Origin of the sequence: Rickettsia rickettsii (genome assembly GCF_001951015.1) — a bacterium.
Lineage (GTDB): Bacteria > Pseudomonadota > Alphaproteobacteria > Rickettsiales > Rickettsiaceae > Rickettsia > Rickettsia rickettsii.
This window is the reverse complement of record NZ_CP018914.1, coordinates 1,006,116-1,021,720: the sequence shown is the minus strand read 5'-3', so window position 1 is coordinate 1,021,720 and position 15,605 is coordinate 1,006,116. Positions and strand designations below refer to the sequence as shown.

Here is a 15,605-nt window from a genome sequence, read left to right as displayed (position 1 = left end):
AGGTTTATTGTGTCAATAATGTGTATCAATATTAAGGTTATTTTTGGGACTCCCGCCTACGCGGGAATGACATAAAACGAGCCATGCAACAAAATCTGTATTCGGAGTATATGACAAACAATAAGCTAACAAAAAAATATTATTCTGCTAGTGAAGTGATTAAGCATTTAAATATTGCTTTACATCAATTAAGATATCTAGAGACAAAAAGCCCTGATTTATCTAATTATAAAATAAATAATAGAAAATATTATACTGCTAATGATATTGATCTACTCCAAAAATCTTTAAATAAAGATATTACATCTCTTTCTACCGCTAAAATCGATATATTACTTACCAATTTCCATAATTTGTCTCTTCAAATAAAAAAAATTCTTGCCGATTCCTCGATGACGTGCGTATAGTACTTGTCATATCACGTTTTAAAGAAAAGAACATATTATGACAATAAGACAAATGGTAAAGCCAGTAATTATAGGTATATCTGGTCCTGAATTAACCGATGCCGAAAGAGAATTATTTGAAGAGCATAATCCTTTAGGTGTAGTTTTATTCCGTCGTAATATTAGAAAGAATGATAACGGTGCGCAGGTTAAAGAAGCCCTTATTAAGCTTATTGCAGATATAAAAGAAGTATTAGGGGAAAATACTATCATCTCTATAGATCAAGAAGGCGGTAGGGTACAAAGGCTTATAGCACCGACTTTTTATGACGCTCCGGCTGCTCAAACTTTTACTGATCCCCAAGCATGTAAACAAAATTATAGTGATATTGCGAAAGAGCTGAGAGAAGTAGGCATTAATCTAGATTTTGCACCGGTAGCGGATTTGCTCCACGAAGGAGCAGACAAGATAGTCGGCGATAGAAGTTTTGGTGGGGAGCCGGAAGTAGTCGTGCCTTTATGTTTAGCTGCTATAGACGGATTACAAGAAGAGAAAGTCGGGGCTTGTATAAAACATATTCCGGGCCATGGTAGAGCTACGGTGGATAGCCATAAAAAATTACCGATTGTCGATGTTGATATAGAAGAGTTAGCAAAAACAGACTTTAAAGTATTTAAGGAGCTCGCGAAGCACGATAATATTAAACTTGCTATGACGGCACATATAATTTATAAAGCTCTTGATCCTGAGAATCCTGCCACCCTATCAAAAAAAGTGATAGACTATATTAAAAATAATATCGGCTTTAAAGGGCTGATTATTTCCGATGCAATAGATATGAAAGCTTTAAGCGGTAGTATGGCAGATATGACCAAAGAAGTTTTAGATGCAGGCGTAGATATAGTACTTGAATGTACCGGAGAATTTAACAAAATGTCTGAAGTTCTATGTAGTGTTTCGGAAAGTTCTATAGATAAATTTTCTGACTTGTTTATTGCGTAATGCTATTATTCATTTAATGTCATACCGCGGCTCGACCGCGGTATCTTCTTAGGACCCAGTCTGTGATAAAATGGCTATTAAGGAACTTATCCAATTAATCTAAGTTAAAATTAATTAAACAATTATATTGAAAAAATTTATTTTTACTATTAATCTGTTTTTTAATTTTTAGTTAAAGAATTAATTTTATAAATAAGCTATAGGTAATCTTTACTAAGATATAGAGATATAAAGAATTTTAGGTAGCAGGAGGGGATTTGATTTGTGATATTATTAATCTGCTTAAAGAAGATTTAAATAAAGCAGATATAGAAAATGAGATATATATGCGTCTTAAAGAACCTTATTCTGTTTTAAAAAAGATGAAAAGGAAGGAAGTGCCGATTGATGCATTGAAAGACTTAATTGCATGTAGGATTATAGTTAAATCTAAAGCTCTATGCTATAATGCTTTGGACATAGTTAAGAGTTCTCCGCATTTAGATTGGTTATACACCAAAGATTATATCAATAGACCAAAAAGTAACGGCTATCAGTCTCTTCATAATATAATGCAGCTTTTACACTCTAAACGTAATTTTGAAATACAGATAAGAAGTGAAAATATGCATAAAGATGCGGAGCTTGGTAGAGCAGCTCATTTAAATTATAAAGAAGAACAAGACCGTCATTTGCAAAAAGTTTTTGACATTACTAATGACACGATACTTTTTAAAGCACGTCAAATGGTGAAACAATTTGAAGGATTCGAAGAGCAAATTGTAGAATATGAAAAAGAAATTATGCGTATTTGGCATACTAAATACGACGAAATGCTAAAATGGGCAAATACTGCTGAAGTGCTAATATTTAACAAAGATTAGGGGGATAATTAGTTCGTCATCCAGTGACTTGACCATGGGATCCAGTGCTTGGTGTCATACTGCGAGCTTGTAGCGGTATCCATCTCAAAAAATCAAAAATGTGTACTTATTAAGTTATTTTTTTTGGATCCCGCGGTCAAGCCACGGGATGACACTGATAAGGCATAACGCCAATGTGGTAAAAATATAACATTTATTAAAACTTTATAAAAAAACTATAGCGATGCTTGTAATTATATACAATATATAGTATGCTCAGCCCGTAGTTTAGAAACTATTGAAACAAAATATTAGGTTATTTCTTTATCAAATGTGGGATATCTTGACTCACGTTTGATAAGCTTGTTTTAATACTAGGTACTAAATTTTAACTTAAATATAGGACAAAAATTATGGCTCAAAAACCAAATTTTCTAAAAAAATTAATTTCCGCAGGGTTGGTAACTGCTTCTACAGCTACCATAGTAGCCAGTTTTGCAGGTTCAGCTATGGGTGCTGCTATACAGCAGAATAGAACAACAAACGGCGCTGCTACAACTGTTGATGGTGCGGGATTTGACCAAACTGCCGCTCCTGCAAATGTTGGAGTTGCTCTAAATGCAGTTATTACTGCTAATGCTAATAATGGTATTAATTTCAATACTCCAGCCGGTAGTTTTAACGGTTTGTTGTTAAATACTGCAAACAATTTAGCAGTGACAGTGAGTGAAGATACTACCTTAGGGTTCATCACTAATGTTGCTCATAACGCTCACTCCTTTAACCTTACGCTTAATGCCGGTAAAACTCTTACTATAACAGGTCAAGGTGTTACTAATGCACAAGCTGCTGCTACAAAAAATGCTCAAAATGTTGTTGTACAATTTAATAATGGTGCTGCTATTGACAATAATGATCTTAAAGGTGTAGGAAGAATAGACTTCGGTGCTCCGGCTTCTACATTAGTATTTAATTTAGCAAATCCTACAACTCAAAAAGCTCCTCTTATACTTGGAGATAATGCTGTAATAGCTAATGGTGTTAACGGTACATTAAATGTTACTAATGGATTTATTCAAGTTTCAAATAAAAGTTTTGCTACTGTTAAGGCAATTAATATCGCTGACGGTCAAGGTATCATATTCAATACTGATGCTAATAATGCTAATACTTTAAATTTACAAGCAGGTGGTACTACTATTAATTTTACTGGAACAGACGGTACGGGTAGATTAGTATTATTAAGTAAGCATGCTGCTGCTACCAACTTTAACATTACAGGAAGTTTAGGCGGTAATCTAAAAGGTGTTATCGAATTTAACACTGTTGCAGTAGACGGTCAACTTACAGCTAATGCAGGCGCTGCTAATGCAGTAATAGGTACTAATAATGGCGCAGGTAGAGCTGCAGGATTTGTTGTTAGCGTAGATAATGGTAAGGTAGCAACAATCGATGGACAAGTTTATGCTAAAGACATGGTTATACAAAGTGCTAATGCAACTGGGCAAGTAAATTTTAGACACATAGTTGATGTTGGTGCAGACGGTACTACTGCCTTTAAAACAGCAGCTTCTAAAGTTACAATAACCCAAGACTCAAACTTTGGTAATACTGATTTTGGTAATCTTGCAGCACAGATTAAAGTTCCTAATGCTATAACCCTTACCGGTAATTTTACAGGTGATGCTAGCAATCCCGGTAACACTGCAGGTGTGATAACTTTTGATGCTAACGGTACTTTAGAAAGTGCTAGTGCAGATGCAAATGTTGCGGTGACAAATAATATTACAGCAATTGAAGCATCAGGTGCCGGAGTTGTCCAATTATCAGGAACACATGCTGCCGAGTTACGTTTAGGAAATGCCGGTTCTATCTTTAAACTTGCTGACGGTACAGTTATAAACGGTAAAGTTAACCAAACTGCTCTTGTCGGCGGTGCTCTTGCAGCCGGTACTATTACCTTAGACGGTAGTGCTACAATTACCGGCGATATAGGGAACGCTGGCGGTGCTGCTGCGTTACAACGCATTACTTTAGCTAACGATGCTAAAAAAACATTAACACTTGGTGGGGCAAATATTATCGGTGCTGGTGGTGGAACGATTGATTTGCAAGCTAACGGTGGTACTATTAAATTAACAAGCACTCAAAATAATATTGTAGTTGATTTTGATTTAGCTATAGCTACTGATCAAACAGGCGTTGTTGATGCGAGTAGCCTAACAAATGCTCAAACTTTAACTATTAACGGTAAAATCGGTACTATTGGAGATAATAATAAAACTCTTGGACAATTTAATATTGGCTCAAGTAAAACAGTTTTAAGTAACGGTAATGTTGCTATTAACGAGTTAGTTATTGGAAATGACGGTGCAGTACAATTCGCTCATGATACTTATTTAATAACAAGAACTACAAATGCTGCCGGTCAAGGTAAAATAATATTTAATCCTGTTGTCAATAATGGTACAACTCTTGCAGCCGGTACAAATTTAGGTAGTGCTACAAATCCACTTGCAGAAATTAATTTTGGATCTAAAGGGGTTAATGTTGATACTGTATTAAATGTTGGTGAAGGTGTAAATTTATATGCTACTAATATTACTACTACCGATGCTAACGTAGGTTCTTTCGTCTTTAATGCCGGTGGAACAAATATAGTAAGCGGTACAGTCGGTGGACAGCAAGGTAATAAGTTTAATACTGTAGCATTAGAGAACGGTACTACTGTTAAGTTCTTAGGTAATGCAACATTTAACGGTAACACTACAATTGCAGCTAATTCTACCTTACAAATCGGTGGTAACTATACTGCAGACTGTGTTGCATCTGCCGATGGTACCGGTATAGTAGAATTCGTTAACACCGGTCCTATTACCGTAACATTAAACAAACAAGCTGCACCTGTTAATGCTTTAAAACAAATAACGGTTTCTGGTCCCGGTAACGTAGTGATTAATGAGATAGGTAATGCAGGTAATCATCATGGTGCCGTGACTGATACGATTGCTTTTGAAAATTCAAGTTTAGGTGCAGTTGTATTCTTACCTAGAGGCATTCCATTCAATGATGCAGGCAACACAATGCCTTTAACAATTAAAAGTACCGTAGGTAATAAAACAGCTAAAGGTTTTGATGTTCCTAGCGTGGTTGTTTTAGGTGTTGATAGTGTCATCGCTGACGGTCAAGTAATCGGTGATCAAAATAATATCGTAGATCTAGGTCTTGGAAGCGATAACGGCATAATCGTTAATGCTACTACATTATATGCAGGTATCAGTACTCTAAACAATAATCAAGGTACTGTCACACTTAGCGGTGGTGTTCCTAATACCCCTGGTACAGTTTATGGCTTAGGCACAGGTATTGGCGCTTCAAAGTTCAAGCAAGTAACGTTTACTACAGACTATAACAACTTAGGTAATATTATTGCAACTAACGCAACAATTAATGACGGTGTAACTGTTACTACAGGCGGTATAGCCGGAATAGGTTTTGACGGTAAAATTACTCTTGGAAGTGTTAACGGTAACGGTAATGTAAGATTTGCTGACGGTATATTGTCTAATTCTACAAGTATGATTGGTACTACTAAAGCTAATAATGGTACTGTAACTTATTTAGGTAATGCATTCGTCGGTAATATAGGTGATTCAGATACTCCTGTAGCTTCTGTTAGATTTACAGGTAGTGATAGTGGTGCAGGATTACAAGGAAATATTTATTCACAAGTCATAGACTTTGGTACTTATAACTTAGGTATTGTAAATTCTAATATAATTTTAGGCGGCGGTGCTACTGCTATTAACGGTAAAATCGATCTTGTTACAAATACTTTAACATTTGCAAGTGGTACTTCAACATGGGGAAACAATACTTCTATTGAAACTACTTTAACATTAGCAAACGGTAATATAGGTCACATCGTTATCTTGGAAGGTGCGCAAGTTAATACAACAACCACAGGAACTACAACCATTAAAGTACAAGATAATGCCAATGCAAATTTCAGTGGTACACAAACTTATACTTTAATCCAAGGTGGTGCTAGATTTAACGGTACTTTAGGAAGTCCCAACTTTGCTGTAACCGGAAGTAATCGTTTCGTAAATTACAGTTTAATACGTGCTGCTAACCAAGATTATGTAATAACACGTACTAACAATGCAGAAAACGTAGTTACTAATGATATCGCAAATAGTCCGTTTGGAGGTGCACCGGGTGTAGATCAGAACGTTACAACATTTGTAAATGCAACTAATACTGCAGCATATAATAATCTTCTTTTAGCTAAAAATAGTGCTAATTCTGCTAACTTTGTTGGAGCTATCGTTACCGATACAAGTGCGGCCATAACTAATGTACAATTAGATTTAGCTAAAGATATCCAAGCTCAACTTGGTAACAGATTAGGTGCTCTTAGATATTTAGGTACTCCTGAAACTGCTGAAATGGCTGGACCTGAAGCTGGAGCAATATCGGCTGCGGTTGCTGCAGGTGACGAGGCTATTGATAATGTAGCTTACGGTATATGGGCAAAACCTTTCTATACTGATGCACATCAAAGTAAGAAAGGTGGTTTAGCTGGTTATAAAGCTAAAACCACCGGTGTCGTAATCGGTTTAGATACGCTAGCTAACGATAATTTAATGATCGGTGCTGCTATCGGTATCACTAAAACTGATATAAAACATCAAGATTATAAGAAAGGTGATAAAACCGACGTTAACGGTTTCTCATTCTCTCTATATGGTGCCCAGCAGCTTGTTAAGAACTTCTTTGCTCAAGGTAGTGCAATATTTAGCTTAAACCAAGTGAAGAACAAAAGTCAGCGTTACTTCTTCGATGCTAACGGTAATATGAGCAAGCAAATTGCTGCCGGTCATTACGATAACATGACATTTGGTGGTAACTTAACAGTCGGTTATGATTACAATGCAATGCAAGGTGTGTTAGTAACTCCAATGGCAGGACTTAGCTACTTAAAGTCTTCTGACGAAAACTACAAAGAAACCGGTACAACAGTTGCAAACAAGCAAGTTAACAGCAAATTTAGCGATAGAACCGATTTAATAGTAGGTGCTAAAGTAGCCGGCAGTACTATGAACATAACTGATCTTGCGGTATATCCAGAAGTTCACGCTTTTGTGGTTCACAAAGTAACCGGTAGATTATCTAAAACTCAGTCTGTATTAGACGGACAAGTTACTCCGTGTATCAACCAGCCTGACAGAACCACTAAAACATCTTATAATTTAGGTTTAAGTGCAAGCATAAGATCTGATGCTAAGATGGAGTACGGAATCGGTTACGATGCTCAGATTTCAAGTAAATATACTGCACATCAAGGTACTCTAAAAGTCCGTGTAAACTTCTAATCGCTCCCGATTAGCAAGTTTATAAGTTCCTCCAGAAAAAAGCCCTCTTTGAAAAAAGGGGGCTTTGTTTGTTCTTTCTTCCCGCCTACATGCCTTGTTGCATGGCTCAAAACCTATTACATCCCCGCGTAGGCAGGGATCCAGAAAAAAGCGAGATAAATCGAGCTTTTAATTTTACAAACTTATTGTGTATAATCTTTAAATTACTGGAGTCCCGCTTTCGTGGGAAGGACATAAACGAGCCATACAACAACCCTCAGCCTATTCGAGAATGACATCACCTACTTTTCCCCCCGTGCAATACCTTCACTAACCTCAAATTTTATTGACTTCTAGTTGAAAAGATATAAATTTTACAGCTAAGAATTTAAAATTAATAAATATTATGAAAAAAATATATGTTAGTGATTATTATGTTTCTAATAAGCGGAAGTATATTTGCTCAAAGCCAAATATCCAATTTCGTTGTACCGGTTAGCTATTTTATAAATCATGTATCCCAATTGGAAAAACTTAAAGGAAAATCTTAATAAATATAAGCAATCTAGTGTAGTAGGGATAAGCTGTATGGGTAAAACACAGCTTGCTAGAATGTACGCTTATGAAAATAAAGATAACTATAACATAATTTGGTTGATTGATTGTAATCTAAATATAGAGCCGCAATTACTCAAATTATCTAAAACTATTAATACCGAGGTAAAATTACCGGTGATTTCAGAAGATATGGCAGTGATGAAGAAAGATTTAATGGTTTATTTAGTAAGTAAAGATAAATGGTTATTGGTGTTTGAGAATTTAAAAATAGGCGAGAATAAGTATTAATTGGGAGTATAAAGGTAATATTATATTTGTACCCAAGACGATGAATTATTATCTAACATAGTCAAAGCAAACGCTTTCACTAAGCCGGAAGCTGCATTACTTGCAAAAAATATATTGGAAAATAAAAATCTGGAATTAATAAATTGTTTGACTCAAGCATTTGGAGGTTATCCGATTCTCATAGTTCAAGGAGCACAAATATTAAATCAAATACAAGGTTTAAACTTAGAGAAATACAAGAAAAAGATAAAAGCCTCTAAGGATAAAATTGAGCTAAATATAAAACTTGTTAGCAATGAATTAAAGCCTAGTGCCAAGAGATTACTAGATGGGATAGCATTGCTTAATAATCAAAGTGTTTCAAAAGAATTATTAAATTCTATTACTGAAGATAAGCATAGTCTAGATGATGATATTTATCAGTTTTCTAAATTTGCTTTGATCTCTAATATTGAACCTAATGAAGTTAATCCGATATTTGAAATGCATGATGGAAAAAATATTACAAATAAATAGAGATAAAGGAAATAAAGAATATCTTAAACGTAGTGTTACTAATCTTTTAAATTCTATACCTAAAAGTTTAGTAAAGGGGCGTATTTTTAGAAATGCTAAAACTATACCGGATTAATTACAAAAAATGCAGAAAAATACGATATATCAATATATAAAATTTTAGAGTTATAAATTTATTAATACAATATGCTAATTCTTCCGATTTATATAACTCAAAAAATTAGTAAATTGGTTTGATAAAAACGATCAAAAAGGTAAATTTAAATTATGGACAATGAATAATGAAGAAAAATTTGCTTATGCTGCATATTTAGGATGCATAGGGTGGTATTATAGAACTTGGTCAAATCCTAAAAAAGCAATTGAATAGATACGAAAGCTAAGCAGGTATTTGATGAAGTGAAAGTATATGATTCCATAAAATGTGATGTAGTTTTCGGTTCGGCTATATCCAATATTCAGCTAGGAAATCTAGAAGAAACAGAAAAAAATATCCAAATGATGGAAGATATGTTCAATCAAAATCTAGTAGATCAAACTGACATAGCAACTATATATTATGCAAAAGCTAAATTATTTAATATCTAAGGTAAAAATTATGAAGCATGAAGAAGAATTGACGATACTATAAATGCTTGTATCGAAAACGGGATGAAACCTCAAGATTTATTTCTTACCGGTTCATATCTCATTAAATTAGATGTATTAAATAATCTTAAGAAATATAAGGAAGCTCTTTCTTTATTAGAATAAGTATATGATATGAATAAGTCGAGTAAAAAAGAGACAAATCAAGTATTTGGACGAATTTTTACCCAAAAATCAAGAGCAAAACTAGGTTTAGGTGATGTTACCGAAGCTCTAGAATAAAAAAGCTAAAGCAATTTTTCTTAATGATCCAACTAGACCTAACAAAGAGATTATTATATCACCGGATATAGATTTGGCAAAAACGTTTGTTGCTGAAGGGGATGCACTAGTGTTACTTGAAGGGGATGCACTAGTGTTACTTAATCAAAATGAGGAGGCGGTAGATGCTTATGCTACTGCTGAAAATATATATTGGAATAATTATAAAGAAAATATGAAAAATGTGTATGAAATAAGTAATATGTATTTTGCAGAGTTGTACTTTACCTAAGAAATTTTGGTATGAAAAATTCCGTAATAATCAGATAGAACAATTCGGTGCTGATCATCCGAATAGTATTAAAATTTTAAACCTTAAATGTGATGGTGCAAATTAGCTAGAATTTTTTCTGATTAGTGCAATAAAAAAACCGGACGCGGTAAGAATAATTCCAAGCCAAATAAAGCTTATCATTGGCTTGTAATATATTTTAGCATGGATTATATCGTCGTCTATATTACTTAAAACTGCGTAAAGATCATATAATAAGTAAGAGTATATATCACTTTCTTGCGATAAACTCTTTTCAACGATATAAAGTCTATTTTCCGGCTTTAATATAGTTATATTACGGCTATTATCCTCAAGCCAAAATTCAGCGATTTGTCTATAATAATTTTTACCTTGAGCAAACTTAATATTTTGCAATGTTACTTTAAATTCGTTAAATGTTTTACTTGTTCCTACTCTGCCGGTAAAATCCATTTCACTTTGTAATAATGTATTCATAGTAATACTAAAACTAATTAGTGCAAAACCAAAATGCCCAAGGATCATACTAGCGTTACTTGCTTTAAGTCTATTTCTACAATAATTAGTTTTAACCAAAAGATAATGAATATTATGAAGCATAAGAAATATAGATGCGATTATAGTTAAAATCGATATAACACTAAATGTTACTTTTAATGATATTAAATAAGTAATTATTAGAGATAATATTAGAATTATAATATGTTTTTTAATAGAGCTGCTGGTAGTAAATAATCCTATGGTACCAAGAATAGGGATAACGAATATAATAAAATTATTAACAAAAAATGTTTCACTAATAATAATAGATTTATCGTCGAATAAAGAGTAAATTGGCGGATAAAGTGTGGCAGCTATTAGCACAATAAGGCTAAGAAGGAGGAATATATTACCAAGGAGTATGGAGTTTCCACAATTCGTCATTGCAAAGGCACGAAAGTGGCTGTGGCAATCTCGGTTAGTTTCCTGAGATTGCTTCGTCAATGCTAATGCATTTCCTCGCAATGATGTGGTAGTATACCACCCAATACTACCAATCCCCATAATCAAAAATATCCCAAGCAAGTATATTCGTCTCTCAGGTGAGAATGCAAAAGAGTGAATTGAGGTAATAAAACCGGAACGTACTAAAAAAGCACTAAATATTACTAATAAAAAAGTAATGATGGATAAAATTACTGTCCAGTTTTGCATACGTCTGGTTTTTGTTGTTACAATTATAGAATGATGGAGCATAATTCCGGATAACCAAGGAAATAGTGAAATATTTTCTACCGGATCAAAAAACCAAAATCCGCCCCAGCCGAGTTCTCTATATGCCCACCAAGAACCAAGGCTAATTCCTATGGTAGTAAATAAGATACCGATATTGGAAAATGTTTTGAGAAGTCTTATGTCATTAATGGATTCCCGCTTTCGCGGGAATGACATAAGTGGGTATGAGAATGACATAGCAGCACAAACAATAGTAAACGGTACTACATAGCTAACATAGCCTAAATAAAGCAGAGGAGGATGGATGCTCAAAGCAATATCTTGTAGCATTGGGTTTAAGCCTAACCCTTCTTTAGGAACGAAAGAAAACACGTTAAAAGGATTGGAGGTAAAGTAAATAAAGCTGCTAAAAAATAATTGTATGGCTGATAGAATAATAATAGATAACAATTTAAGACGGTTATCTTCAAGTAAAAATATATAACAGCAACTAACGATTTGTAATAAACAAAACCATAATAACATTGAGCCTTCGTGGCTCGACCAACTACCGGCTATTTTATATATTAAAGGTTTTAAAGTACTGGAATTTAAGAAAACATTTTGTAGTGAAAAGTCAGAGATAATAAAAGAATAGACTAGGGTAAAAAAGGCAAGTATAGTACATGAGGCAGCTATGTAGAAGGGGCAAGTAATGAGGTAGTTGTCATTCCCACGAAAGCGGCAATCCAGTCTATAAAATAGAGATTTTTTATGGCTTCCCGCTTTCGCAGGAATGACATAAAAGACAAAAGACAAACCGATAACCGACAAGTACATTGTTGTTAGTAGTAAAAAATTACCGATTTCACTCACTGCTTATTGTTGCCTCGGTAGTAGGTAATACGGTAATTTTTACGCTATCAATCTTATTGGCAATTTTCTTTAAAATAATTACCTTTAAATTAAATATTTCAATTACTTCCCCTTGATTTGGAATTCTAGCAATTTTATGGATTATTAATCCTGCTATAGTGTTTGCATCTTCATCCGATAAATTCCAATCAAGTTCTCGGTTAATATCTCTAATAGTCGTAGTTCCTTTTATAATGAACTCGGTATTAGACTTCTTAATAATTTCATTATTAAGTCTATCATGTTCATCAGTAATGGGTCCTACGATTTCTTCTATAACATCTTCAAGAGTAATAATACCTAGTAGAGTACCATACTCATCTACAACACAAGCAAAATGATTATTACGTTCTCTAAATGCATGTAGCTGGTCTACTACAAGTGCATTCTCAGGGATAAACCAAGGTGGAGTTAGAAGTTTATTAATATCAACTTTTTTTGCATCATTATTATTTTCGTATAATGCTTTAAGCAAATCTTTGAGATTGAGAATCCCTATTATATTATCTCTATTATCTTGCCACAAAGGTATACGTGTATGAGCACCCGATAATAAAGTTTTAATTATCACTTCATGAGGTAGGTCGATATTAAGGGCTATAATACTACTTCTGTGAGTCATAATTTCCGATACCGTCATATTACGTATATCTAATATCCCGCCGAGCATATTACGATCAGATTTATAAACTCCGCCTTCTTGATGGTAATGCTCAATCACGCCTCTTACTTCTTCCGTTCCTGATATTTGAGGATTTAAATTAATACGAAATATGAAGCAAAATATTTTTGTAATGTAATCAAGAGCAATATTAATAGGTTTGAAAAGCTTTAAAAATATTACGATAGTTGAAGCCATTTTTAATGCTAATTGTTCAGGTTTAGCAACGGCTATTGCTTTCGGTACTACTTCGGCAAAAACAATAATTATAAAAGCCATAACGCCGGAAGCAACAATGGGTCCATTATCTCCAAGAAAGCTAATAAAGAGAGTAGTAGCAATAGTGGTACAAACAGTATTGATTAAACTATTACCTATTAATAAAGTTCCTATGACCTTTTCTTTTTTCTTAAGAACCTCTAAAATTGTTTTAGCACGCTTATTACCGGCGATTTTAAGCTTATGAATCTTCCCTGGGGAAGAAGCGGTAATAGCAGTTTCGGTAGCGGCAAATAAAGCAGATAAGGCGATCATTATTATAATAACGATCACAAGTATGGTAGTCATTCTTTGTTAAAATATAAATTAACTATAAATAATTATATTAGTAATTATAGATTTTGCCTAATGTTTTTTTGTTATCAACGACTCCTTTCAGTATCTTTTGTTTTTCGGCTGTTAATAAGATTGTGAAATTTGTTATTTGTCGATGATGTCTTGCGTGATTCGTGTCCAATCGTTATTGCTTGTTGCTGTATTAATAATGTATTAGCTTGAGCTTGCCTTAAATTTATACCTTGGTCTTTAGATTCTTCAGTAGTTAGAATTTTTTGCCCTTTAGAGAGTTTGATCGCACTATCGCATACGAAAACTCCGCAATCATATACATTTGCTTGTTGCTTGGTATTTAGGTCTGTTATTTTTGCATCGGGATAAATTTCGGTAATATATTCTGTTACTTTTGGTTGAGATTCCAATGGCTCACCATAGGGATCATTATACATAAAGTTTATATTACCTTTATCATCTTTACTAGCCATTAAGAGTAACCAATGTTTATGTCCTGTATTTAGTGGTATAATTGCAGGCTTATTATCTAGTATTAAATCCTCTACTGTAACACGAAGAGTATCTTTTAGTATTTCCGGCTCTTCTAAAGAGGCATGATGAAATATAGAGAACATATTCTTATCTATATTTGCTTCCAATATATTTTTGATATCATCTTCAGTGTATAAATAAGTAGGTTGTTTTATATTTCCTGTATTATAAACACCAACTTGATCTTCAGTATTTATAACCAGTGATGATTTTTTTTCAGGTATCTGCTGTTTTGGTTCTATTATTGGTTTGGCTAATTGTTGTTCTGCTTTTAGAGATTCCTTATACATTTCCTGTGGAATTCCTAATTTTTCCCATGGTTTTTGATTATTAGCGGGAGCTTGTTGTTGCGGTGGATTTATAGAAGATGCAACAGTGGTTAGTGGTTCTTCTGTTATTGTCGGCTTTGCTTCCGTGGTTGGAGTTGTTGATTCGTGAGTTTTAGGTTCTTCTTTTTTGCCGAATATTGCTTCTTTAAAACTAGTTATTATATCTTTAAAATAGTTAAAAATTCTTTTAAAAAAACCTTGCGGTTGTGGTTGGTTTGCTTTTGGAGGTTCATATGATATTGTTTGTTCTACTTGTATATCCTTAGGTCTATCATTCATAACTTTCTTTGTATTAATAAAATTAAAGTCAATAGGATTTACATCAGTTTTACCTAAATCTTTTTGAAATTGCCTAGATATTTGTGATACATATTTTTTTAAGTTTTCAGCAGCATTATTTGCATCTTTTAAGATTTCATTAATTTCGAGTTTCAATCCGTAAATTTGATCTTCAGAGGTAATACCGAATTTAGCAGTGATAAGATTTGTTGCTTCGTCTGCAGAAAGAGGCCAAGTTTCTATAATCACTCTACCGCCTTGATTTTTAGCGTTTTTTATTATTTTATCTAGCTTTTCTTTATCAGGTATTGTACCGGAAAGTAATTGATCAATTTTACGATCAGATACAAGATTATTAAAAACAGATGTTACTAAATTTATATCCGTAATTGTAGTGGCTTTATCTTTTGGTACTATACCATCGGCTATAGATAAATTTTGATCTGCTTCATTTGTAAAAAAAACATGATCAACTTTTTTCATAATTTGCTTCCAATAAGCTTCTAGTGCAGAATTTTGGGGTAATGAATTATATTGATCAAAAGTAATAGTAGTTTTTATATTTAAATTTTGTAAATTAATTAAATCTTGTACCTTAAAAATGGGTTGTATATTATTGTTATTAAGTTGAATATTAAAAATCGGTGTTTTGCCCTTTTTGTGGGATTCTTGTAAGATCTCCGAAAAAATACGTTCTTTATCGGGTATATGTGATGCTTTATTAACTTCTAGCCGGATAATAGGCAGTTTATTTTGAGTTTCCTGCTTGTTTATTTTCTCTAATATCCGATCTTCATCTCCAAGTAACAGAGTAAATATAATAGGCGCAGCCATTACTAACCTTTATTAAAAGAATGTTGGGTTCTGTGAAAATTTCTAATTGATTTGCTATTTTAAGATATTTTTGAGCAAAAATTATAAGGTTTTTGAAGGAATAGTTATTCATATTGCAAAAAAATCTTATAATTTGCAGCAAAAAAGAGCCAAAATTAAATCTTTTTAGAAATCTTCACA

At 33.4% G+C, this 15,605-nt stretch carries 12 protein-coding genes; 9 read left to right on the top strand and 3 right to left on the bottom strand.

Features of this window, described 5'->3' with window-relative positions; translation table 11 throughout:
• Positions 1–110 precede the first annotated feature (110 nt).
• From BTU51_RS06225 to BTU51_RS09490, 9 genes are all read left to right on the top strand, one after another.
• The gene (locus BTU51_RS06225; RefSeq protein WP_012151222.1) at positions 111–407 is read left to right on the top strand and encodes a MerR family transcriptional regulator; all 297 of its coding nucleotides are present in this window, start codon (positions 111–113) and stop codon (positions 405–407) included.
• A gap of 37 nt (positions 408–444) precedes the next feature.
• Positions 445–1,389, top strand: coding sequence for a beta-N-acetylhexosaminidase (nagZ, locus tag BTU51_RS06220; protein WP_012151221.1), 945 nt, complete (start codon positions 445–447; stop codon positions 1,387–1,389).
• A 257-nt stretch (positions 1,390–1,646) separates the two neighbouring features.
• A complete protein-coding gene (locus BTU51_RS06215; protein ID WP_012151220.1) occupies positions 1,647–2,252 on the top strand; it encodes a guanosine polyphosphate pyrophosphohydrolase in 606 nt (201 codons plus the stop codon).
• 392 nt (positions 2,253–2,644) lie between these two features.
• Positions 2,645–7,609 (top strand): outer membrane protein OmpB, encoded by a 4,965-nt coding sequence (gene ompB, locus BTU51_RS06205; RefSeq protein ID WP_012262562.1) that lies wholly within the window; start codon positions 2,645–2,647, stop codon positions 7,607–7,609.
• Positions 7,610–8,101: 492 nt separating this feature from the next.
• On the top strand, positions 8,102–8,434 hold the full coding sequence (locus tag BTU51_RS09500) for a hypothetical protein (protein ID WP_230453547.1): 333 nt from the start codon (positions 8,102–8,104) through the stop codon (positions 8,432–8,434).
• Between the two features lie 114 nt (positions 8,435–8,548).
• Entirely contained in the window at positions 8,549–8,950 is a 402-nt protein-coding gene (locus BTU51_RS09495; protein ID WP_080582447.1) for a hypothetical protein, read from the top strand.
• A complete protein-coding gene (locus BTU51_RS08345) occupies positions 8,922–9,065 on the top strand; it encodes a hypothetical protein (RefSeq protein WP_155105210.1) in 144 nt (47 codons plus the stop codon). Before BTU51_RS09495 ends, BTU51_RS08345 begins: the two co-directional genes overlap by 29 nt.
• 284 nt (positions 9,066–9,349) lie before the next feature.
• A complete protein-coding gene (locus BTU51_RS06195) occupies positions 9,350–9,538 on the top strand; it encodes a hypothetical protein (protein WP_042442132.1) in 189 nt (62 codons plus the stop codon).
• Between the two features lie 355 nt (positions 9,539–9,893).
• Positions 9,894–10,091: a hypothetical protein gene (locus BTU51_RS09490; RefSeq protein ID WP_012151215.1), complete on the top strand. Its 198-nt coding sequence runs from the start codon at positions 9,894–9,896 to the stop codon at positions 10,089–10,091.
• A 102-nt stretch (positions 10,092–10,193) separates the two neighbouring features.
• On the opposite strand, the gene BTU51_RS06185 is transcribed toward BTU51_RS09490, so the two are convergent.
• From BTU51_RS06185 to BTU51_RS06175, 3 genes are all read right to left on the bottom strand, one after another.
• Positions 10,194–12,182 carry a heme lyase CcmF/NrfE family subunit gene (locus BTU51_RS06185; RefSeq protein ID WP_012262561.1) on the bottom strand — a complete coding sequence of 663 codons (1,989 nt, stop codon included), beginning with the start codon at positions 12,180–12,182 and terminating at the stop codon, positions 10,194–10,196.
• The gene (locus tag BTU51_RS06180) at positions 12,175–13,449 is read right to left on the bottom strand and encodes an HlyC/CorC family transporter (protein WP_004997632.1); all 1,275 of its coding nucleotides are present in this window, start codon (positions 13,447–13,449) and stop codon (positions 12,175–12,177) included. Before BTU51_RS06180 ends, BTU51_RS06185 begins: the two co-directional genes overlap by 8 nt.
• A gap of 74 nt (positions 13,450–13,523) precedes the next feature.
• Positions 13,524–15,425 carry a Ulp1 family isopeptidase gene (locus BTU51_RS06175; protein WP_012151213.1) on the bottom strand — a complete coding sequence of 634 codons (1,902 nt, stop codon included), beginning with the start codon at positions 15,423–15,425 and terminating at the stop codon, positions 13,524–13,526.
• Between the last annotated feature and the right edge of the window lie 180 nt (positions 15,426–15,605).